17 protein-coding genes and 2 pseudogenes are annotated in these 20,584 nt (G+C 45.0%); 6 read left to right on the top strand and 13 right to left on the bottom strand.

Annotated features, from left to right (window positions below; all coding sequences use genetic code 11):
- Window positions 1–10 precede the first annotated feature (10 nt).
- A complete protein-coding gene (locus tag AB6D58_RS20765) occupies window positions 11–850 on the bottom strand; it encodes a helix-turn-helix transcriptional regulator (protein WP_017061655.1) in 840 nt (279 codons plus the stop codon).
- 379 nt (window positions 851–1,229) lie between these two features.
- Here AB6D58_RS20765 and AB6D58_RS20760 point away from each other — a divergent pair, with 379 nt between their 5' ends.
- The 4 genes from AB6D58_RS20760 (at window position 1,230) to AB6D58_RS20745 (ending at window position 6,611) form a co-directional block, all read left to right on the top strand.
- The gene (locus AB6D58_RS20760; RefSeq protein WP_372158327.1) at window positions 1,230–3,134 is read left to right on the top strand and encodes a fructose-specific PTS transporter subunit EIIC; all 1,905 of its coding nucleotides are present in this window, start codon (window positions 1,230–1,232) and stop codon (window positions 3,132–3,134) included.
- A 94-nt stretch (window positions 3,135–3,228) separates the two neighbouring features.
- Window positions 3,229–4,446 carry a mannose-6-phosphate isomerase, class I gene (manA, locus tag AB6D58_RS20755; RefSeq protein WP_016785547.1) on the top strand — a complete coding sequence of 406 codons (1,218 nt, stop codon included), beginning with the start codon at window positions 3,229–3,231 and terminating at the stop codon, window positions 4,444–4,446.
- A 283-nt stretch (window positions 4,447–4,729) separates the two neighbouring features.
- Window positions 4,730–5,170 carry a PTS sugar transporter subunit IIA gene (locus tag AB6D58_RS20750; protein WP_372136275.1) on the top strand — a complete coding sequence of 147 codons (441 nt, stop codon included), beginning with the start codon at window positions 4,730–4,732 and terminating at the stop codon, window positions 5,168–5,170.
- Between the two features lie 13 nt (window positions 5,171–5,183).
- Window positions 5,184–6,611 carry a fructose-specific PTS transporter subunit EIIC gene (locus AB6D58_RS20745; protein WP_372158325.1) on the top strand — a complete coding sequence of 476 codons (1,428 nt, stop codon included), beginning with the start codon at window positions 5,184–5,186 and terminating at the stop codon, window positions 6,609–6,611.
- 157 nt (window positions 6,612–6,768) lie between these two features.
- Here AB6D58_RS20745 and AB6D58_RS20740 read toward each other — a convergent pair whose 3' ends face one another.
- The 4 genes and pseudogenes from AB6D58_RS20740 to AB6D58_RS20725 form a co-directional block, all read right to left on the bottom strand.
- A complete protein-coding gene (locus AB6D58_RS20740; RefSeq protein ID WP_102393945.1) occupies window positions 6,769–8,274 on the bottom strand; it encodes a bifunctional diguanylate cyclase/phosphodiesterase in 1,506 nt (501 codons plus the stop codon).
- 208 nt (window positions 8,275–8,482) lie between these two features.
- Window positions 8,483–8,706, bottom strand: a pseudogene (locus tag AB6D58_RS20735) (GGDEF domain-containing protein); the annotation flags it as partial.
- Window positions 8,707–8,716: 10 nt separating this feature from the next.
- A pseudogene (locus AB6D58_RS20730) lies at window positions 8,717–9,202 on the bottom strand (LysR family transcriptional regulator); the annotation flags it as partial.
- Window positions 9,203–9,372: 170 nt separating this feature from the next.
- Window positions 9,373–10,998: an ABC transporter substrate-binding protein gene (locus AB6D58_RS20725; RefSeq protein ID WP_372158323.1), complete on the bottom strand. Its 1,626-nt coding sequence runs from the start codon at window positions 10,996–10,998 to the stop codon at window positions 9,373–9,375.
- Between the two features lie 173 nt (window positions 10,999–11,171).
- Between AB6D58_RS20725 and mpaA the strand changes: the two genes are divergently transcribed.
- Window positions 11,172–11,879, top strand: coding sequence for a murein tripeptide amidase MpaA (gene mpaA, locus AB6D58_RS20720; RefSeq protein WP_372158320.1), 708 nt, complete (start codon window positions 11,172–11,174; stop codon window positions 11,877–11,879).
- Between the two features lie 408 nt (window positions 11,880–12,287).
- Here the strand turns inward: mpaA and eat are convergent, their stop codons facing one another.
- The 3 genes from eat to AB6D58_RS20705 are packed head-to-tail and all read right to left on the bottom strand — an operon-like array spanning window position 12,288 to window position 15,984.
- Window positions 12,288–13,685, bottom strand: a complete 1,398-nt coding sequence (eat, locus tag AB6D58_RS20715; RefSeq protein WP_017061647.1) for an ethanolamine permease — start codon at window positions 13,683–13,685, stop codon at window positions 12,288–12,290.
- Between the two features lie 24 nt (window positions 13,686–13,709).
- On the bottom strand, window positions 13,710–14,579 hold the full coding sequence (gene eutC / locus AB6D58_RS20710) for an ethanolamine ammonia-lyase subunit EutC (RefSeq protein WP_017067008.1): 870 nt from the start codon (window positions 14,577–14,579) through the stop codon (window positions 13,710–13,712).
- A complete protein-coding gene (locus AB6D58_RS20705; RefSeq protein ID WP_017061645.1) occupies window positions 14,572–15,984 on the bottom strand; it encodes an ethanolamine ammonia-lyase subunit EutB in 1,413 nt (470 codons plus the stop codon). Before AB6D58_RS20705 ends, eutC begins: the two co-directional genes overlap by 8 nt.
- 200 nt (window positions 15,985–16,184) lie before the next feature.
- Between AB6D58_RS20705 and AB6D58_RS20700 the strand changes: the two genes are divergently transcribed.
- Window positions 16,185–17,105, top strand: a complete 921-nt coding sequence (locus AB6D58_RS20700) for a helix-turn-helix domain-containing protein (RefSeq protein WP_017067657.1) — start codon at window positions 16,185–16,187, stop codon at window positions 17,103–17,105.
- Between the two features lie 104 nt (window positions 17,106–17,209).
- On the opposite strand, the gene folM is transcribed toward AB6D58_RS20700, so the two are convergent.
- The 5 genes from folM to AB6D58_RS20675 form a co-directional block, all read right to left on the bottom strand.
- Window positions 17,210–17,926, bottom strand: a complete 717-nt coding sequence (gene folM, locus AB6D58_RS20695) for a dihydromonapterin reductase (RefSeq protein ID WP_372158317.1) — start codon at window positions 17,924–17,926, stop codon at window positions 17,210–17,212.
- A complete protein-coding gene (gene folE / locus AB6D58_RS20690; RefSeq protein ID WP_372158315.1) occupies window positions 17,923–18,561 on the bottom strand; it encodes a GTP cyclohydrolase I FolE in 639 nt (212 codons plus the stop codon). Before folE ends, folM begins: the two co-directional genes overlap by 4 nt.
- A gap of 18 nt (window positions 18,562–18,579) precedes the next feature.
- The gene (gene folX, locus AB6D58_RS20685) at window positions 18,580–18,951 is read right to left on the bottom strand and encodes a dihydroneopterin triphosphate 2'-epimerase (RefSeq protein ID WP_017067658.1); all 372 of its coding nucleotides are present in this window, start codon (window positions 18,949–18,951) and stop codon (window positions 18,580–18,582) included.
- Between the two features lie 97 nt (window positions 18,952–19,048).
- A complete protein-coding gene (gene folK, locus AB6D58_RS20680) occupies window positions 19,049–19,546 on the bottom strand; it encodes a 2-amino-4-hydroxy-6-hydroxymethyldihydropteridine diphosphokinase (protein ID WP_372158312.1) in 498 nt (165 codons plus the stop codon).
- 301 nt (window positions 19,547–19,847) lie between these two features.
- Window positions 19,848–20,174, bottom strand: a complete 327-nt coding sequence (locus tag AB6D58_RS20675; protein ID WP_108121574.1) for a hypothetical protein — start codon at window positions 20,172–20,174, stop codon at window positions 19,848–19,850.
- Window positions 20,175–20,584 lie beyond the last annotated feature (410 nt).

Raw genomic sequence — 20,584 nt, 5'->3', positions numbered from 1 at the left:
CTCGTTAGTTCTAGATGGATCCTCGATATTCAGTCGGGGTTCTTCCGGTGCGGTTTTTGAATACTCGGCAGAAGTAATTCACATCCTTAAAGCCACAACGTACCGACACTTCATTGAGCTTGAAATTGTATTTCTTGAGCATGAACTTGGCGCGGTCGATTCGCACACGTGTAATATATTCAGCCAGCGTCATGTGGCCTTGTTGACGAAACATTCGCGACAAATGGTTGGATGAAATACTAAAGCGCAAAGCGATGCTGTCTCGCGTTATCTGGCGGTGGAAATTCTCTTGGATATAGATACAGATCCCTTGATACACATCCTGTACGCGGCTGTGAGACTTCTCGACAGGCGCATCCAGCATCGTCTTGCTGTATTGAAGCAACGCTTGCAGCAATAATTCATCCATCGGCTGCTTGTTGCTCTCGCGCGCTAACGAGCTGAGCGCCTCCAAAATATTATCAATCGCAAAGCCAGAGCGAGTCTGAATACTATGCTTTTGGATATCGTAGAAGCTCTCTTCCCCTTTGCGCTTGCTCACCAAGCTTAAACCAAGCTGACGACGCCCAAACAACATACTCAGTACCGAACAATCAGTATCCCAGTTCGGCTTGTTCCAACAGTTAGGCGGGATGAAAATCGCATCCCCTGCTTTCGCAACAACATTGGTGATCTTGCGATCATGACTCTCCATTTCATTAATATACTCACCGTCGAGCACCAGCTCTAAACGCGGAAAGTTCACCTGATAACTGAATGCTGAAGGCGTGTGAAAATCTCCCGCAAACCAGATGTTATGAAACGGTTCTCGCTCGTTTAATACCGACGAGATTAGGTCATGAAATATCATTGTTTCGAACTCTTATAAGCAGCAATAAGGCTACGGGAATAGATATACTCCTTAGTGAAACATAGCGCTATTGAGCAAAATCACAATTTGAGATCTAGGTTACAAAAATCCAGTAGTGGAAATAAATCTCCAGTCTAAGGCCAGATTTAGAACACTGTTATCATGATAGAAAAATCAATCTAAGCCCTTATCAATAAAAGCGTTATAACCTCATAAAAGCTGTCAACACTCCCCCAAACAGGCACTCCTAACCGATCAAAATCACACTCCATTTATAAGGCAACAATCATCCAGTAAATGCATTTTTTCTTCACTACAGAAGGCAAGCCGTAGATTCCAGAATACCCCTAACAAAATAAAAACAGAGTAGGGGTTCATTATGATCACGACATTGATCAACCAAAATTTGATTAAGCTTTCGCTTAGCGCTAATTCAAAAGAAGACGTATTTGAAGAGCTGATCGAGGTGCTGTACGCACAAGGTCGAATTTCAGACAAAGCACAGTTCCTTACCGACATTAAAGCTCGTGAAGAACAAGGTAATACCGGATTTGAAGAAGGTATTGCTCTGCCACACGCGAAAAGCGCTGCGGTCATCAAACCCGCGGTTGTTATCGGTGTCCATCAACAGGGTATCGAGTACGGCGCCGATGACGGCCAGCCATCAAAACTGTTCTTCATGATTGCCTCTCCTGATGGCGGCGATAATCACCACATCGAAGTACTGGCAGAGCTTTCTTCAAAATTGATTGAAGAAGGTTTCATTGAAAACTTCATGAATGCTCAATCTGAACAAGCGGCATTAGAGCTACTGCTTACCAAACCTGAACCTGCTGAGACAGAAACCAATGTTGAGAAGCAAGGCTTCATCATTGGTGTGACAGGCTGCCCAGCTGGCGTCGCACACACATATTTAGCAGCCGAAGCACTAGAAAAAGGCGCGGCGGCTCTTGGCTACGACATCAAGGTCGAAACCAACGGTTCTATTGGCGTTAAGAACAGCCCAACTCGAGAAGAGATCGAACGCGCAGATGCGATTGTGGTGGCTTGTGACAAACAGGTCGACATGGCTCGCTTTGCCGGAAAATGCGTTATCAAAACCAACGTAAAAGCGCCAATCAAAGACGCGCAAGGCTTGATTAAGCAAGCACTCAACGCGCCAAGCTACCAAGCAGAACAAGCACCGACCAACCAATCTGTTGCAGAGAAAGCCTCGCAAGCACGTTCAGACCTTTACCGTTACTTGATGAATGGCGTATCTCACATGATCCCATTCGTGGTGACGGGCGGTCTTTTGATTGCCCTAGCACTAGCCATTGGCGGTGAGCCGAGTGAATCTGGCATGGCAATTCCTGCTGGCAGCATGTGGAACCAAATCCTAGAGGTGGGTGTGGTGGCCTTCACCCTGATGATCCCAATCTTGGCTGGCTACATTGCTTACGCGATTGCTGACCGCCCTGCCCTAACCCCTGGCTTAATTGGCGGCTGGATTGCCAACAACGGTTCTTTCTATGGCGCTGACGCAGGTACTGGCTTCATTGGCGCAATCATCGCGGGTTTATTAGTGGGTTACTTCGTTAAATGGATTACTTCGTTTAACTACCACAAATTCGTTCAACCGCTTGTGCCTATCATGATCGCTCCGATCACTGGCTCTTTGTTCATCGCAGGTTTGTTCATTTTTGTTATTGGCGCACCTATCGCTGGGCTGATGGATGCTCTTACTGCACTGCTAACCAGCATGAGTACAGGCAACGTGGTTCTGCTTGGTATTGTCCTTGGTGGCATGGCCGGCTTTGATATGGGCGGCCCGTTCAACAAGGTGGCGTTCCTATTCTCAGTCGGCATGATTGCCAGCGGTCAAACTCAGTTCATGGGTGCAATGGCGTGTGCAATCCCTGTCGCTCCCCTTGGTATGGCTATCGCAACCAGACTTGGCCGTAAGTTCGACCTATTCGAATCTTCTGAGATTGAAGCAGGTAAAGCAGCAGGCGCGATGGGCTTGGTGGGTATCTCTGAAGGTGCGATTCCATTCGCGGCTCAAGATCCAATGTCAGTTATCCCAGCCAACGTGCTTGGCTCAATGACTGCTGCGGTAATGGCGTTCTCGTTTGGTATCACCAACAGTGTTGCTCACGGTGGTCCAGTGGTCGCTCTACTTGGCGCAATGAACTACCCACTGCTAGCACTGTTGTGCATGGCGTCTGGTGCAGGCGTAACTGCGGTTACTTGTATCGCACTTAAAAATCTACGCAAAGCCAAGCTAGCAACAGCAGCGGCTTAAGCCATTTCAACTCCAATGGCTTGAGCCCACTCTAGTCTCGCATTTCATTAAGCCGAGTAGAGCTCAAGCCATGTTTCCCTTCATGGTGATTTCGATGTCTGATTTTTCTTTAGCGAACGACTCGTTCGTACAACGCTTTTTCTACCCTATGACCAACGTGATTCAAAACTACGCATGGGGTAGCCCGTCTTCGTTTAGCCAACTGTTTGGTATTGATAACCAATCTGGTGAGCCACAAGCGGAGATTTGGATGGGCGCACACCCCAATGGTTGCTCAATGGTGACTGATAACGGGCAACAGACCACATTGTCGAGCTTGATTTCTAAGAACCTAAACTTGTTTCTAAGCGAGAAAGTGGCGAGTCGCTTTGGCGAGTTACCTTATCTTTTCAAGGTATTAGCGGCTGAGAAAGCGCTGTCTGTTCAAGTACATCCAAACAAACAGCAAGCGGAATCTGGCTATGCTCTTGAAGAGCAGCAAGGCATTCCAATGACAGCTGGCAATCGTAACTACAAGGATCCTAATCATAAGCCAGAACTGGTGTATGCCCTAACGGACTACACGGCGATGAATGGCTTTAGGTCGATCAGCGAGATCCTTGAGCACTTCCATTACCTCGATATTCCTGAGCTGCACTCGATGGTTAACGACCTCGCGGGCGATCAAACGCCTAATGGATTAGCGAGCTTCTTCGCGAGTTTATTGTCTTTGCAAGGTGAACAAAAAGGCATGGCGCTGACCATGTTGTTGATGAAGGCGAAACTTTCAGATGCCCCTGTGTTCCAGTTGATTTCAGAGTTGGAACAACAGTATCCGGGGGATGTCGGCCTGTTTGCTCCGCTGCTATTGAACGTTATCACGCTAAAGCCGGGGCAAGCCATGTATCTGGATGCCGAGACGCCCCACGCTTACATCAAAGGCACGGGCTTAGAGATCATGGCGAACTCAGACAATGTATTGCGCGCTGGGTTAACGCCTAAATACATGGACGTGAATGAACTGGTTTCTTGTACTCGATTTAAGGAAAAGCCTGCGGATAGGTTACTGCTCAGCCCGATAGAGCAAGGTGATGTGATGGAATACCAAATTCCAGTCGAGGATTTTAAGTTCTCTATCGTGCAAAACTCACATCAGCGACGGATCACTACCGAAGGTGCCGAGATCCTATTGCCGCTCGACGAATCTATGGTGCTCACTCACCAATGTGGCGAAACCTGCGTGATAGAGAAAGGCCAGTCGGTGTTTATTCCTGCTTACGCAGAGAGCTACAAACTGGACTGCGTTGGCCGAGTAGCGCGCGCTTACAGTTAGCTTTCTAACAACTCACAACACACTCTTCATGCCCTGCTTTTGCGGGGCATTTTTTGTTTCTACAGTTTTTCGGTTTCTACAGATCTTTTCTTCCTACAGAAAGTTATTTCAACACCGAAGTGTTCCATCAAATATGACCCATCTCACACTGGATGAATGATGCAAATCACACTTAATTTTGCTGGATACAAATGTACAGTGAAGGGCTTTTATTTGCTATTTCGCGAATCGAGTTAATCCATTAATTTTAATTCAAGAACTTCAATAGTGAATGAGTTAATAAATGATCACACAGCTAACTAACGTCAACTTAATTAATAACAACCTTCAAGCAAATAATAAAAAAGAACTGTTTGAAGAATTGGCAGGCATGTTATTTGAGAATAACCGAATCAGCAGTAAAGAAGCCTTCTTGGCAGACATCGAAATTCGTGAATCTCAAAGCATCACCTCAATGGACGGCATCGCTTACCCACACTCAAAAAGCAAGGCAGTAACTGAGCCAGCAATTGCTGTTGGTGTAAAGCGAGAAGGCATTGAGTATGGCGATGAAGACGGTATTAACCCAACCGTATTTTTTATGATTGCTTCACCAGACAACGGTGCTGACCATCATATTTATGTACTACAAGAACTATTTGGAAAATTCAGTAATGAATTTATTCAAGATATCCATAACGCAAAAGATGAACATCAAATCCTTAATATTTTAATTAATTCATAAGGCGTAGACAATTATGAGTACCCTAGCAAATCAAGCTACGAATACCAGTAGCAATTCTAATAATAAAAATAGTAGTAGCGACTATAAAAAACTCCTTAGTACCATGAAAGGTCACCTGCTTTTCGGTACATCACACATGCTGCCTTTCATCGTAGCCGGTGGTGTTCTGTTGGCGTTAGCGGTCATGGCATCGGGTAAAGGTGCGGTTCCAGCAGACGGCTTGCTGGCAGACATCTCTAACATCGGTATCAAGGGCCTTGTTCTTTTCCCAATCATTCTTGGCGGCTTTATTGGTTACTCCATTGCAGACAAACCAGCACTAGCGCCAGCGATGATCTCTTCTGGCATTATGGCAGACATGGGAGGCGGCTTCCTTGGCTGTATCGTTGCTGGCTTCATCGCAGGTGGCGTGGTACTTCAACTTAAGAAGATCCCACTTTCTACTAACATGACTGCACTAGGTGCTTACTTCATCTACCCGCTTGTTGGTACGCTAATCTCGGCAGGTATCGTACTGTGGGGCATCGGTGAGCCAATCAAACTGTTCATGGCTTCAATGAACGAGTTCCTAGCGTCAATGGCGGGTGCATCTAAGATGGTTCTGGGCACAATCCTTGGTGGTATGACGGCATTTGATATGGGCGGCCCTATCAACAAAGTAGCGACCCTATTTGCTCAAACTCAAGTAGACACACAACCATGGTTAATGGGCGGCGTAGGCATCGCGATTTGTACACCACCTCTAGGTATGGCACTGGCAACTTTCCTATTCAAAAACAAGTTCTCTAAACAAGAACAAGAAGCAGGTAAAGCAGCAGCAATCATGGGCTCTATCGGTATCTCTGAAGGTGCTATCCCATTCGCAGCGAACGACCCAATGCGTGTTCTTCCTTCAATCGTTGCAGGTGGTATCGTTGGCTGTGTGTTTGGTTTCATGACAGACATCCTACTTCATGCACCATGGGGCGGCCTAATCACTGCACCTGTATCAAGCAACATCCCTATGTACGTGGTCGGTATTGCGCTTGGCTCACTAACCACAGCGGTTATCGTTGGCTTCTGGAAACCAGTTGCGGTTGAAACGGAAGAAGACATGGCTGAAGCAGCGCCAGTTCAAGCTCAAACAGCACCTGTAGCAGGCGAAGGCGAGTACGACATCGTAGCAGTAACATGTTGCCCTTCTGGTGTTGCACACACCTTCATGGCAGCCAAAGCACTAGAAAAAGCAGGGGCGGCAGCAGGCCTTAAGATTAAGGTAGAAACACAAGGTCAAAACGGCATTCAAAACCGCATCACTGACTTAGATGTCGCAAACGCGAAACTGGTTATCTTGGCTCACGATATTCAAGTGAAAGACGCTCACCGCTTTGCTAACGCGAACGTGATTGAGTGTTCAACCAAGGAAGCAATGAAGAAAGCCGCGACTATGGTGGCTATCTAAAACCTGAAACAAGTTAACAGATAAAATTACTACCCCCTAGTAACTAAAATCCCCATTCGTTTTGTCAGCGAATGGGGATTTCTTATAGTTAGGCCAACAGCATCCTTCTCGATACAAGTCATCTGTATCTCTGTAGCCTAGATGAAAAAGTATTAAGTTATGTTGTTGAACATGGTTCTATTTCAGAGGTGAGACTTTCTTTCAACTGCTTATATGGCATCGGGTAGCCCAGATAATAACCTTGGGCTTGTTCGCAATTTAACGTTTTCAAAATTGACAGTTGTTGAGCATTTTCAACCCCTTCAGCCACAACACTAATGCCAAACCCTCGCGCTATATCAATGATACCAGACGTTATAGCTCTAGAACGATAATCATCTTCTAACCCACTGATGTAACTGCGATCGACTTTGATTTCATCTACATCCAATTTGCTAAATATACCAAAAGACGTGTAGCCAACACCAAAATCATCTATCGAAAAGGACACCCCTTGTTTTTTTAACTTCTGAACAGCGATTGCACACTGATCTATATCTTTCAAAATAGCGGTTTCAGTGATTTCCAGACAAAGTAAGCGAGCAAACTCGGGATCCTTTCGTAGATATTCGTCCAGATGGTTCATGTCATCAACGCTATTTAGCTCTACCGCTGAAATATTGACCGAGACACTATTAAGCTCATTCCCTAGCAAGCCATTAGCCCTAAGTTGTGACGCAGTCTTCTCTAGAACTAACGTAGTCAAATCACGACAAAAATAATTCTCTTCTGCTAGCGCGACAAAGATATCCGGTGAAACGACACCATAGCGCTCATGCGTCCAACGAGACAACACCTCCACACCTGCGACGAGTCTACTTTCAATGTTGAATTTAGGCTGAAACACAATATCAATCGCTTTGTCATCAATCGCTTTACGTAATTCTTGCACCATTTCTTGACGTTGACGTTCAAGCTCAGTGAGTTTTGGGTCATGAAATTCAATCGTGTCCTTGCTTTTCTTTGCTTCAGTTAAGGCGTGGGTAGCAGATGCCATGAGTTGCTTGGCATTATTCCCATCCGAGGGGAATAGAGCAGCGCCAATACAACAAGTGGCGTGGATATCATAACGATAAGCACACTGGTTAAATCTACGATGTACGAGGGCAATGTAGGATTCAATATGCTCCGTGTGGTTGAGTTTAACCAAGCACGCGAAGCCATCTGAGTGCACTCGTGATGAAAGCGGTTGATGCTCTATAGGAAGTTCAATAGATCGTGCGATATCTTTTAAAAATGAATTAGTATTCTCGAATCCGATCTGGTCAGCGACAGATTTGAAGTTATCAATGTCTAATAAGAAGAGGACATAATGGTCACTGGCTTGAGAATTTTTCAGTCTTTTATTTAAATATCGATAAAAGACTGAAGGGCTATGAAGTCCGGTGACACTATCAAGATCGTTGGCGCTCTCTAAATCGCGATTATTTTTCCGAACCATTACCCATAACAGAGCAGACGTTAGAATGATAAATACCAGACCTTTGACTGTCTGTGCTAAGGCATGTTCACGCAAGTCATTTGATAATGATTCAACCGCGAGATCAGAAAATAAAACCCATAAAGATGAAAGTATTAGGTAGCTGAATACTATGCTGGCCGGATATCTTTTTGTCTTGTTCATCGTTAGCTGCTATCTCTCAGTCTAATGTGTCATGACTTATATGTTATAAATTGCTCATAACGTAGCACCAACATAAATCGCAATCTACCGCTCGCGTTTTTATTTTTGACTTTTATTTACCGATTTTCGTCATCACTTTGCACGACGAAAGCCTTTTAGGGCTAAACATGCCAAAAATAATTTGTGTGGATGTTGGCTCTTAGTCAAACTAAGAGCTGCCGATCGCTTTTGTTGATGCCGGGTATGACTCTTCAATCACAATTGTATTTCGTCCTTTTAGCTTTGCTTGATAAAGCGCGCGATCGCACAGTCTTTCCACTTTTCCTTTTCTGATAGCAAGCTAATACCAAAACTAGACTTAATTGTTAGAGTTGGTTGTTGCTCAAGTTTGATCTTCTGAATTGCTGAGCGTAATTTCTCTGAAAGGGCTGCACACCAGTTACCTATGCTCCTGAAACAGTCGCTCACTATGGGTGTCTTCGCTTTCGACCTTGCCGTTGGTTAGTTCGATATCGACATTCTGACAAGGATTGGTTGATGGCCAGTCCACCAGCTGAATATCGAGCCTGATAAAAGGGTATTTTTGATAAAAAGATGGCAGGCGAGGTAACAGCCAGTTATGGCAAAAAGTGTGATTAACGCGCAGGCTCAACACGTCGGTTTCTTTTTCCCCGAACAAGATTTGAGTCTGCAATTTAAGGTGAGCAAGTGAGCCTGCCACAATCGGTTGATAATGCTGAGCAGCTGACGTTAGCTTTACGCCTTTGGAGCTGCGCTCAAACAATGTGGTATCGAGAAAGGTTTCTAAACTTTTAAGCTGCTGACTCACCGCAGCTTGGGTAACACAAAGCTCGCGCGCAGCAGCGCCAATAGAACCGAGGCGGGCAACAGCTTCGAACGCAACAAGGGCACGTAGAGGGGGTAACATGGCTTCACCTGATTGAAATAAAAGTGAAAAATACTTCAATCAGGTTTCAGTTTTTTGCGCTTACCGTTACAGATTAATGACGAAGGGACGTTGATCAGATATTTATGATCAACGTCCCTTTTCTTTATTTCATGTTCTTAGCGGTGTGTCGCCGCGTGAATCAAACGCAATTACTCTTTGATGTAGAGATCCTTAGAATAGATATGCCCTTCTACATTGTTCTTCGCAAAACCACCAACACTTGGTCGTACTAGACGAGCCTGCATGTAGTAGTAAATTGGCGCGATCGGCATGTCTTCTGCCAGTAACTGTTCTGCCTGGTCGTAGAAACCTTGGCGATCTTGTTCGCTGGTTGCGGCTAGTGCGCTATCCATTGCTGCGTCGTACTTTTCATTGTTGTAGCGAGCAAAGTTACCTGAAGAGCCAGAACGCAACAGGCTCAAGAAGGTTGATGCTTCATTGTAGTCACCACACCAAGAGGCGCGCATCACATCAAAATCACCTTGGCGACGCGATACCAAGTAAGACTTCCACTCTTGGTTTTCTAGTTCAACTTGTGCGCCTAAGTTGCCTTTCAGCATTGATGCAATCGCCACTGCAATCGACTTGTTCGATTCACTGGTATTGTAAAGCAGTTTGAAATCCAATGGGTTAGACGCATCGTAGCCCGCTTCTTTCAACAGCTCCTTCGCCTTTTGGTCTCGTTCCTTTTGAGTCCACGTGCTGTATTCAGGTTGTGTTGCATCAAAACCAGCCGTGTACTCATGAGCAAAGGTATAAGCCGGTAAGTTGCCCACCTGAGTCACACCATTGGTGATAACGTCACGCATCATAGAATAAGAGACAGCTTTACGTACTCGCGCATCATCAAAAGGTGGTCGCGTAGTATTGAATGCGTAGTAGTAAGTACACAACAGAGGCACTGTGGTAAACGCATCTTGATATTTGCTTTTAAGCTGCTGCGCCATGTGTGTAGGCACGTCCGAAGTAATATCGACCTCGCCCACCGCATAACGGTTAATCGAGGCATTCTGATTCTCAAACGGAATATAAGTTACTTCGGTTAAGTGGGTATCTGAACTGTCCCAGTACGTCGGGTTCTTCTTAAGCTCAATGCGCTCGTTCACCACCCACTCATCTAGTACGAATGCACCATTACCAACAAATTGCTTAGGATCGCTCCACGGCTTGTCACTACTTTCTAGGGTTACTTTGTGCACTGGCATCATGGATGTGTGGCCTGTCATCGCCACAAAGTAAGGCACTTTACTATCGAGTTCGAATTTCACCGTGTGTTTATCGACGGCAGAGATACCTAACTCTTCAACGGGCTTTTTGCCTTCGGCTACGTCAGCAATGTTGTTGATTTGAGTAAGCTTGAGATACCAAACATTCGGCGATGCCGTTTTAGGATCGACCGCGCGTCTTATCGCATACACGAAATCATCGGCCGTCACTGGATCGCCATTCGACCATTTCGCGTCTTTACGTAGGTGGAATACAAACGTCTGGTTGTCTTCGGTTTCCCAAGATTCCGCGACACCTGGAGTAATATTGCCATCGCGATCTTGAATCACTAAACCCTCAAAGAGGTCACGTAGAATATGCATTTCCGGCAGGCCTTCTGCTTTCGCAGGGTCAAGCGTCACCGCTTCTGCATCATTAGCACGAACTAAGTGTTGGTCTTTTGCCAGCGAAACACCAGCAGGTAAGGTTTCAGCAGCGGCAGTCACTGATATAAAAGGGGTCAATAAAAATGAAATGAGTAAAGCCGTTGAATGTTTTTTAAAATCCATGTTTGTTTGCTCTCCTAGCCTATCTTTGAAGCAAGTAATAAAATTAACAATGCGACGGTTGACGAGTTTTGACGCTATGGTTTATTTAAAGGGTTTCATCTAATGGACTTAGTTAACGATTAATATAGCCAATAGTGAATACTTGATAGTACTTGATCAATCAGGAGATTAAGGTGAGTTTAATTCCAAGAACGGAAAGAGCTGCGTTTTCAATAAAGCCGCTGTCATATGGGAAATCGGTGTTGGGTGCGCCTTTGCTCTATTTCCCCGCGCAAATAGAAAGCGAGTCTCGCGGGCTGATCTTAGCAGGCACACACGGTGATGAAACCGCTTCTATTGCGGGATTATCTTGTGCGCTGAGAAGCTTGCCAGCCGCCAACTTGCGACACGATGTGATTCTGTCGATGAACCCAGATGGCAATCAATTAGGCACTCGCGCCAACGCAAACCAAGTCGATCTAAACCGCGCCTTTCCAACTCAAAACTGGACAGAAAACGGCACCGTCTATCGCTGGAGTTCTCACACCCCAGTCAGAGATGTAAAAGTGAAAACCGGGCAAGCCGAACAACTTGAACCTGAAGTGCAATCGCTCATAAACCTCATCGAACAACGCCAACCTAAATTCGTCATCTCTTTCCACGAGCCGCTCGCCATGGTCGACGATCCCACTCAATCGGAACTCGCCATTTGGCTAGGCAAGCAATTCAACCTGCCGCTCGTCGAAGACGTCGATTACGAAACCCCAGGCTCATTCGGCACATGGTGTCAGGAAAGAAACCTACCGTGCATTACTGTAGAACTACCGCCCGTTTCTGCGGATTTAACTATAGAAAAGTATTTGGATGCGTTTGTGGCAGTGTTGGGGTGTGAGGGAAATTAGTCTGGAGTAGGCTACATATACACATGCGAACAGTAATTCATCCTAATTACTAGTGAATCATATATTCCGTCTACTGAATCAATCCCATTCATAATCTATGCCGAATTCTTCCTTTGCATCATTTCAACTTATCTTTAGAGAAAGGCAATCGACATGATTAGCGCGATGAAAACTTCACTATCAATGAACTTCGGGGCTCGTCGCTATGAATCTAACTCGTTATAAAAAATCATGACAAGTGTCTGGACAAAAACGTTCCAAGAAAATGATCCTAAAACAGCACTATTTCTAAATTAATATTTATCGTTAGAGGTGATGGCGATTGGGGTTTACACGCAAGTTACTACAAGTAGTGTAATAAAGGCTCCAGCAAAGCACTAGAGCCTTAAATACCATTAGAAATTGAATCTAATTAGTAGCCTCAAGCTCTTTCTCTGCAACCGACAGCATCTCAAACTCTTCCTCAGCGGTCGATGCGACCAATTTATTACGGCTATATAGGCCATAATAAGCACCACCAATCACAAAGAGTCCCATAGTCATAAAGAATGCAGATGGGTCAAAAGCATAAACACCCGTCATTGCAATAAGCGACAGCACTAGTGAAGTGCCGGAAGTCAGCATGCCACCCGGTGTTTTGTATGGACGGTGAAGCTCTGGTTGCTTGATACGCAACAATATATGACTAAGCGACATTAATGCATAAGACACTGTCGCCCCCACTACCGCCATCGCCAAGATCAGGTCGCCTTCTCCGGTCAATGACACAGCAAAACCAAACACACCCGGCACTACTAAAGCACGAGCAGGCACTTTGTTTTTGTTTGTAAGCGACAAGCTTTGAGGCAAGTAACCCGCACGAGACAATGCAAACACTAAGCGGCTATAACCGTAGATAATCGAGAAGAATGAAGCAATAAGTCCTGCAAGTCCTAGTATATTAACAGCCGTTGCAACGGTTGGATTACCGGTCAACTTCAAGGCATCGACTAGAGGAACGGCACTATTCGCAATCGCTTCAGAACCCACAGCGCCCGCAAGCAGCAGAACGACTAAGGTAGCGGTGACCAGTAAGAATAACATTGCGCCGATAATACCTTTGGGTACATCCTTGGCCGGGTTTTTCGCCTCTTCAGCAGCCAGTGGAACCCCTTCTACCGCAAGAAAAAGCCACATTGCAAACGGTAGTGCCGCCCATACACCATACCAACCAAAAGGAAGTAGTTCTGTGGCTTGTGCGGTTGCCGGAGCGATATCAAACAGATTATTAGCATCAAACTCACTAACCAATACGCCTGCTGTCATAAGAATTGCTAGTACGGCTAACCCACTGATGACCATCATGACTTTCAGAGCTTCTCCTACCCCTGCCATATGAATACCGATAAAGATGGCATAAAAGATCGCGTAAACAAGAGGACCATCGATACCCATTAGTTCATTCACCGCTGAGCCAATAAAAATGACAATCGCGGCAGGTGCAAGGGCATACTCAATTAAGACGGATAAGCCGGTAAAAAATCCCCCCGTTGGTCCCATGGCTTGTCGAGCAAAACTATAGCCACCTCCTGCAGCGGGAATAGCCGCAGACATCTCCGCCAAAGAAAGGACAAGGGTAAAGTACATCACCGCCATAGCAATTGCAGCAATAAGAAAGCCTCCCCAGCCAGCTTGACCGATACCAAAGTTCCAGCCTGCAAAGTCACCAGAGATCACGTATGAAACGCCTAACCCTGCTAGCAAAATCCACCCAGCAGTGCCCCTTTTAAGTTGTCTTTGCGCCAAATATTCCTGATGTTCTGACATTGTAAATCCCTCTATTTTTGTCTTTTATCCAATTAAAAAATTGCCTGTGTGCTTGTCTTCTAACTGCTCACCACCTTCTTCCTCGATACTCGAACGGTCTTTAAGGTTGACCCCAGAAAGCTCTAGCCGACGAGCTTCCTTCAATAGGTATACCGCTCGCTTACACGCATCTTCATAAGCCAACCCCTGTGGGCGAATATTAGAAATGCAGTTCCTATCAGAGTCTTTTGCTCCTCTTCTTGCCTGCCAAGTCAGGTACATACCCATGCTATCTGGAGAGGTCAGTCCCGGGCGTTCACCAATCAAAACCACCACCATCTTGGCTTGTAAGCACTCGCAAACATCATCTCCTATTGCCACTCGGCCCTGCCTCACAACAGTAATAGGAGCAACATGCCACGGCACTTCGTCTTCCCCTAATAAAGAAAGCAGATGCTCAATGACTGGATTTGCATGATTTTGAATGGCAATTGAAGACAAGCCATCAGCCACTACTATCGCGAGATCAAACGGGGGAGACTCTGAATGAAGAACGGCTTGCAACTGATTCCAACAGACGTCATCAAGCTCACGACCAAGATCCGGCCTTTGCAAATACATGAATCTGTCTGTCGCTTTGCTGTGCGCCTTAATTGGTGCCTGAGAAGTGTGTTGAATGACCGAGTTTGATTGAGCGATGAGCTCAACCAATGAATCCACATCTAAAGCACAATGAACGGCATCCATCGCCTGTGCATGGTCGAGTTGAAATGAAAGCAACTCTTTAGTTGGAACGCTATTTCCACTTCGACCCAGTGCAATACGTGCCGATGTAAAACCTTTAAGCTCGTGCCAAGGGTTTTGAGTTACCAACTTAGAAGCAGAATGTTTTGCCATAGAGACCACCTTACCCATGTGCGGGGCCTCCATTAAGTTGTGCTAGAGCGCCAGCAAATGAGCCGGAGAGTCGTTCATTTAGGCGCACATCTTTTACATCATCAAAAATCTGCATCTGAGTTAGCCACTCCTCAAACTCCGGCGCAGGTTTTAAACCCAACACCTTGCGTGCATAAAGTGCATCATGAAACGAGGTTGTTTGATAATTGAGCATGATGTCATCGGAACCCGGAATCCCCATAATGAACGAGCACTCAGCGACACCGAGCAATGTCAGTAAGTTATCCATATCATTTTGATCGGCATAGGCATGGTTGGTATAGCAGATATCACACCCCATCGGCAGGCCAAGCAATTTGCCACAAAAATGGTCCTCAAGCCCTGCTCGAATAATCTGTTTTCCATCAAAGAGATATTCAGGGCCGATAAAGCCGACCACGGTATTAACCAACAATGGATTAAAATGACGCGCTACGGCATAAGCCCGTGTCTCACAAGTTTGTTGGTCCACACCATGAAAAGCATTGGCAGAGAGAGATGTTCCTTGCCCTGTTTCAAAGTACATGACGTTACTTCCAACGGTGCCTCGGTTCAGCGAAAGCGCCGCTTCGTTTGCTTCTTTAAGGATCGAAAGGTTAATACCAAAGGTGTCGTTCGTACCTTGAGTGCCACCAATAGATTGAAAGACGAGATCCACCGGAGCGCCCATCTCAATCGCTTCAATCGTGTTTGTAACATGGGTTAATACGCAAGATTGGGTCGGGATCTGGTAGTGTTGAATGACCTCTTCCATCAGATTCATCAACTTAATTGCCTGTGGTACATTATCTGTTGCGGGATTAATGCCGATCACAGCATCACCATTGCCATACATCAAACCATCAAAAATACTGGCGGCAATGCCATTGAGAGAATCGGTTGGATGATTGGGCTGTAAACGGGTGGATAAACGACTAGGCAAGCCAATGGTGTTACGAAACGCAGTCACTACCCGACATTTTTTGGCGACTTGGATCAAATCCTGATTACGCATGATCTTACTCACTGCAGCCACCATTTCTGGAGTTAAACCAGGACGCAGCTTTGCAAGCGTGAGACTATCGGCTTCATCACTTAGCAGCCAGTTCCGAAAGTCTCCCACTGTAAGGTGATCAATCGCTTTAAACGCCTCTCTATCATGGCTATCAATGATTAAACGAGTAACTTCATCACTTTCATAAGGGATCACCGCTTCATTTAAAAACGTCTTTAGGGGCAAGTCTGCCAGTGTCATCTGAGCTACAACACGCTCTGCAGCAGAAGTCGCAGATACACCAGCCAAAACATCCCCTGAACGCTCTGGCGTAGCCTTTGCCATCAGATCTGCTAACGACTCAAAGTTAAAAACCAGGTGCCCTTGTTGTCGGCGATAAGCTGCTGTCATAAATTCCCTCTTCATAAACTGGTTCAGTTCTTGCTCAATAACCTTTTGTATATATGAGTAATTAAGCGATTTTTGAACCGAATGAATATCAAGAATCGGCAAACATAAAAAAGCATTAATAAACATAAACTTAAAGACACACTGTACTAATATGGGTCACATGGGTAGGTCATGGAATGATGAGAAAGGATGAAGAATTGATGCGTTATGCACCTAATTTGTGCACATTCAACACATTTGATGCAAATCAGCAGGCAGCCAGCCTCTTTAACTGGCAGCAAGAATATGACCAACTGAGTCAAGGAAGTTTTCTAGGTCAGATCCGTGAACGAAAATTTTCTCACGTGCACCTATTTCGAGAAGACAGCAACCGAAAACTCAAGCAGCAATGTCGTATTAATGAAGGGATTTGGTTAGGGATCAGTGCTAACGATAGACCTTTACACATCAATTACGCACAAGGTAATCCTGATAGTATTTTGATCCGTGAGGCTGGGGCGGATTTTGAGCTACTTACGCCAGAAACCTTTTCTATTTATGGGTTAGTCATAAGCCCTTCACTGGTTGAAATGATTCAGCAACAGCTAGAGATTGAATCATTAAACAGCAAGAGCCACTTTCTTGGTTGCTCTCAACACTACACCCAACAAATAAAAGCTTACTTGAGCTTACTACTCTCCCCGAGTCAATCTCGCTGGTCTTTTCAAACTCATCAATCCATTGTTCAAGATATGTTGGTCGAATTGTTCGCTCAATCGTCTAATCAAAATATGCAAAAAACCAATGCCTCACAGCGTGAGAACACAATGCGTCGAATTAGGCAGTACCTAGATAACTCGCAGTACCGTAAACCCGTCACCGTGTCTGAACTGTGCGATGCGGTTTATGTCAGTCGCCGTACGCTGCAATACACCTTTGAGTCCTGTTGTGACATATCACCAAAACAATTTATACAAAATGTACGTCTCAACCAGGTACGGCGCATTCTGCAAAATCCGAGCGAACAACGGTGCATCAATGAAATCGCCTTTGACTTTGGTTTTTTTCATCTGGGATATTTTTGCCAAAGCTACAAGCAGTTGTTTGGTGAGTCGCCCATGCAAACACGTTCTAATGTCTAAAACCCAAAAAGTGTCGAGGGACAACTTAAAAAAATGTAGTTAGACGATATGAAAGACGAATAGATTAGTTGACTATCCTGCCTCAAGATCACAACGCATGAACTTCACTTCAAGTGCCTGCCGCCATCAAGGTGCAAAGTCCTTCCTGTCATATAGTGACTAGCCAAAACAAACTTAATGCCATCTATCACTTCTTCAAAGCCTGCCTCTGAGGGAATCAGTGCTTTTTTCAGAGCTTTGGTTTTGTACGCCTCGTCATCATGTTCATTGAATTTTATCATGGCAGGAGAGAGAGTATTGACTTTCACCTTGGGAGCCAGCATCGCTGAGAACGACAGCGTCAAGTTGTTGAGTGCGGCTTTACTGGCCGCGTAAGCGATGTGTTTTTTACTGCCTTTTTCCGCAACGTAATCACTGATGTGGATGATGTCCGACGTTTTATCGCCAGACATTAATTGGTCTTTGAGCGTTAAGTTAACCAGATAAGGCACGGTAGCGTGAACCGTCATCATCTGGTTCATGATTTGTAATGCGTTTTCACTGGGGTTTGTCTTGTTCTCCGGTTGCCAGTCGGAAGCGTTATGGATGATGGCTCGAATCGCCTTATATTCTTGACCAACATAATGCAAAAAACCCTCTAAGCTACTTTGTTGATAAAAATCTACCTGTTGCAAGTCGGCTCCACTGTCGCGCAGTATTTTCAGCTGGGGATAGTCGCTTCGGTAAGTGCCAACGACTTTGTATCCGTCAGATATAAGTTGCTGCGCCAGAGCGAATCCTAAACGCTTCCCCACTCCAGTTATTAGAATCGTTTCACTCATCGTAAAAACTCAGCTCTAGTTTGAGGGTTAGTTTTGAAACTGCCACCAAGCGCGGTTGTGGTGGTTTCAGAGTTAGCGTCCATAACGCCTCTCGATTTAACGCAGTAGTGAGTTGCTTTAATCGTCACAGCCACATTTTCTGTTTCAACCAGAGCCTGTATAGCGACCAGGATTTGTTGAGTAAGGCGTTCTTGAACCTGCGGACGCTGAGCAAAGAATCGAACAATACGGTTTATTTTAGATAGCCCAAGAATCTTGGATTCTGGGATATAAGCCACTTGTGCTAAACCATCGATGGTGATGAAGTGATGTTCGCACGTCGAAGTTAAATCTATATCCGATACCTTAACCATTTCATCAACTGACATTTTGTTGTCGATAACACTAATTTTTGGGAAGTTATTGTAGTCGAGCCCTGAAAATATCTCGTGAACGTACATCTTTGCAATGCGATGAGGTGTTTCAGCGAGACTGTCATCGGTTAAATCCAGCCCGAGCGTACTGACAACTTCCGTCAAAAGCCCTTTGATGCGGTTGTACTTCTGGTCGGGGTTCATTTCGCTCGATGTCATCGGGGTTTCTAGTCCCTTTTCGAGCAAAGCTTCTCTTACTTTTTCAGCTTCTATGGTTAGCATTGAGTCGCTCCTTATGAGTTAATCTTCAAGTTCTGCTTCATAGCTCAGGGTGAGCGAGACGGAATCGGCGAAACGTAGAGCATGAGGCTTGTCAATTCTCACCTGAGCGTATCGGACCCATGAATGGTCGATACAAATACCGAGTACGTCGCTGGTTAACTTTTCTAAAAGCAGAAACCGTCCAGATTCAACATGTTCAATAATTTTTTTGCAGATATTTTTGTAGTTAAGTGCGTTCTCCACATCATCAGAGAGGCAAAGGTTGTTCGCGGGATAATGGATCTCCGCATTTATGACGATGTCTTGCTGCTTGGTTTTTTCTTCTTCGTTGAAGCCGATGAAGGTTCTTAATCTGAGATTTGTGATGGTGATAATCGCATTGTGATTCATAACAGTTTCCGATCCTTAGAAGGTAGAGTGAGTTACGTGCCTATTAGAGGAAAAGATCAATAAAGCTCAAGCGTTCTGTTTAAAGCAGTTACAGGGACTAAGTGAAGCTGACCTCGAACGGTATAAGTTCGGTTTTCTGACTCAGCTGATCGAAGTTGTTCCAGAGATGCTGAAAAGAGATATCTAGAGTGGGATGACGTTCTTGCGCGGCAACATCAACTAACGGTCGAAGCACAAAAGCGTACTCGGTGATTTCACCTCGAGGCAGCTCTACTCCATCAATAATGCCTACTTCGTTACCGTAAAGAAGGATATCGATATCCATCGTGCGCGAGGCATATTCTTTAGTTTCTCGCTTGCGGTCATTTTCTAATTCGATTTGATGCAGAACCTTAGCCAGTTCAGCGATAGAAAGGTCACATTCAAACCCTGCGACTAGGTTTAGGAAGTTGTCCCCTTCAAAACCAACAGGCTCACAATCGTAGAAATTAGAAATGTTCAGAGGTGCAAAGTGACTATTCAACGCTTTGAGAGATTCTGTGATGTGATGTTCGCGGTTAATGTTGCTTCCGATGCTGACATAGACGGTGGCCATAATGTTTTCTCCCTTTTAACGAGCCTCTTACGTTGTAAGTCGCTAGGAAGATCAGCTATGCATCCGTTTGATGTCGGGAGGGTAAATGAAAATCTCCCGACAACTCATATTGAGATCGGTTCTGAGTCGGAAAGGAGGACTTTTGAACTAGAAAATGCCACGGGCGAAAATTCAGCTTATGAAGGTTCTGGACATTTCCGTGTTTAGTTATGTACTAATTTAGCTTCACACGGATAACTTTTCGTATTGAAAAATCACTTAGTGAGTTGTCCAGTATTGCTGGAGCAGATCAATTCCGCACCTATTGGTAAATATTACAACCCGTTTGCTGGAAAATTAACTTGGCAACTTCTGGTTTTGATTTTGTGTTAGGTTTAAGTAATTGGAACATGTCCACATTACCCATTGCATACCCACCACCATAAGTCATGGCACCTAGAACTTTATCTTGCCCTTCACTTCTATCGAGGGCAGATGCTAGCTTTGTTTGATCAACTTTTATGGAAGCGATTTTAGCTAAGCCCGCACACATTCCAATTTTGCTATTGTGGTCAAAAGCAGGCGTAGAGGCTATAGAAGAGAATGAGAGCCCAAGTAAAATAGGCGAGATTAAGGCACTAGGTTTCATTACTATCCCTACAATTTTAATATCGTACCGGCACGAATTGATGTATTTAGCATATCTCAAGAACCTTACCTAGCCAACTGAAAAGCATACATAATGCAGTTCAAATCCAATTTCTAGTTGAAAACTGTGCAAGCACACATTGCTTCCGATTCAAGGCTCGTTATCAGTCAAAAACTTCCCTTTAGTTCTCTACTATTCAATGGCCTAGAACTAGTTGAACAAAATATTCGTGCGTAACTGTTATTGAAAGTCAGTCTGTTGTGGACTAGAAAATTTAGCTACGTTGTTGGAACTCTAGGCATGAGGAAAAGTAAGTCAAATAACAGGGCTTGAACTTGCGCTCAACTCTCTTCCTAACGTGATGTATGGAATCCACTCCCTCCTTAGCAATCTAGACTTAGGAGTGTGAG

Origin of the sequence: Vibrio sp. 10N.239.312.D08, assembly GCF_041466145.1 — a bacterium.
In the GTDB taxonomy this organism is placed as follows: domain Bacteria; phylum Pseudomonadota; class Gammaproteobacteria; order Enterobacterales; family Vibrionaceae; genus Vibrio; species Vibrio crassostreae_C.
This window is presented reverse-complemented; position numbering and strand designations above follow the sequence as displayed.

Coding starts and splice junctions, on each gene's coding strand:
- AB6D58_RS20740 (WP_102393945.1), bottom strand. CDS start 8,274: ATGAACAAGACAAAAAGATATCCGGCCAGCATAGTATTCAGCTACCTA.
- eat (WP_017061647.1), bottom strand. CDS start 13,685: ATGTCAGAACATCAGGAATATTTGGCGCAAAGACAACTTAAAAGGGGC.
- folM (WP_372158317.1), bottom strand. CDS start 17,926: ATGAGTGAAACGATTCTAATAACTGGAGTGGGGAAGCGTTTAGGATTC.
- eutC (WP_017067008.1), bottom strand. CDS start 14,579: ATGGGTAAGGTGGTCTCTATGGCAAAACATTCTGCTTCTAAGTTGGTA.
- AB6D58_RS20700 (WP_017067657.1), top strand. CDS start 16,185: ATGCGTTATGCACCTAATTTGTGCACATTCAACACATTTGATGCAAAT.
- folE (WP_372158315.1), bottom strand. CDS start 18,561: ATGCTAACCATAGAAGCTGAAAAAGTAAGAGAAGCTTTGCTCGAAAAG.
- AB6D58_RS20725 (WP_372158323.1), bottom strand. CDS start 10,998: ATGGATTTTAAAAAACATTCAACGGCTTTACTCATTTCATTTTTATTG.
- AB6D58_RS20705 (WP_017061645.1), bottom strand. CDS start 15,984: ATGACAGCAGCTTATCGCCGACAACAAGGGCACCTGGTTTTTAACTTT.
- AB6D58_RS20675 (WP_108121574.1), bottom strand. CDS start 20,174: ATGAAACCTAGTGCCTTAATCTCGCCTATTTTACTTGGGCTCTCATTC.
- AB6D58_RS20760 (WP_372158327.1), top strand. CDS start 1,230: ATGATCACGACATTGATCAACCAAAATTTGATTAAGCTTTCGCTTAGC.
- AB6D58_RS20750 (WP_372136275.1), top strand. CDS start 4,730: ATGATCACACAGCTAACTAACGTCAACTTAATTAATAACAACCTTCAA.
- manA (WP_016785547.1), top strand. CDS start 3,229: ATGTCTGATTTTTCTTTAGCGAACGACTCGTTCGTACAACGCTTTTTC.
- folX (WP_017067658.1), bottom strand. CDS start 18,951: ATGAATCACAATGCGATTATCACCATCACAAATCTCAGATTAAGAACC.
- AB6D58_RS20765 (WP_017061655.1), bottom strand. CDS start 850: ATGATATTTCATGACCTAATCTCGTCGGTATTAAACGAGCGAGAACCG.
- folK (WP_372158312.1), bottom strand. CDS start 19,546: ATGGCCACCGTCTATGTCAGCATCGGAAGCAACATTAACCGCGAACAT.
- AB6D58_RS20745 (WP_372158325.1), top strand. CDS start 5,184: ATGAGTACCCTAGCAAATCAAGCTACGAATACCAGTAGCAATTCTAAT.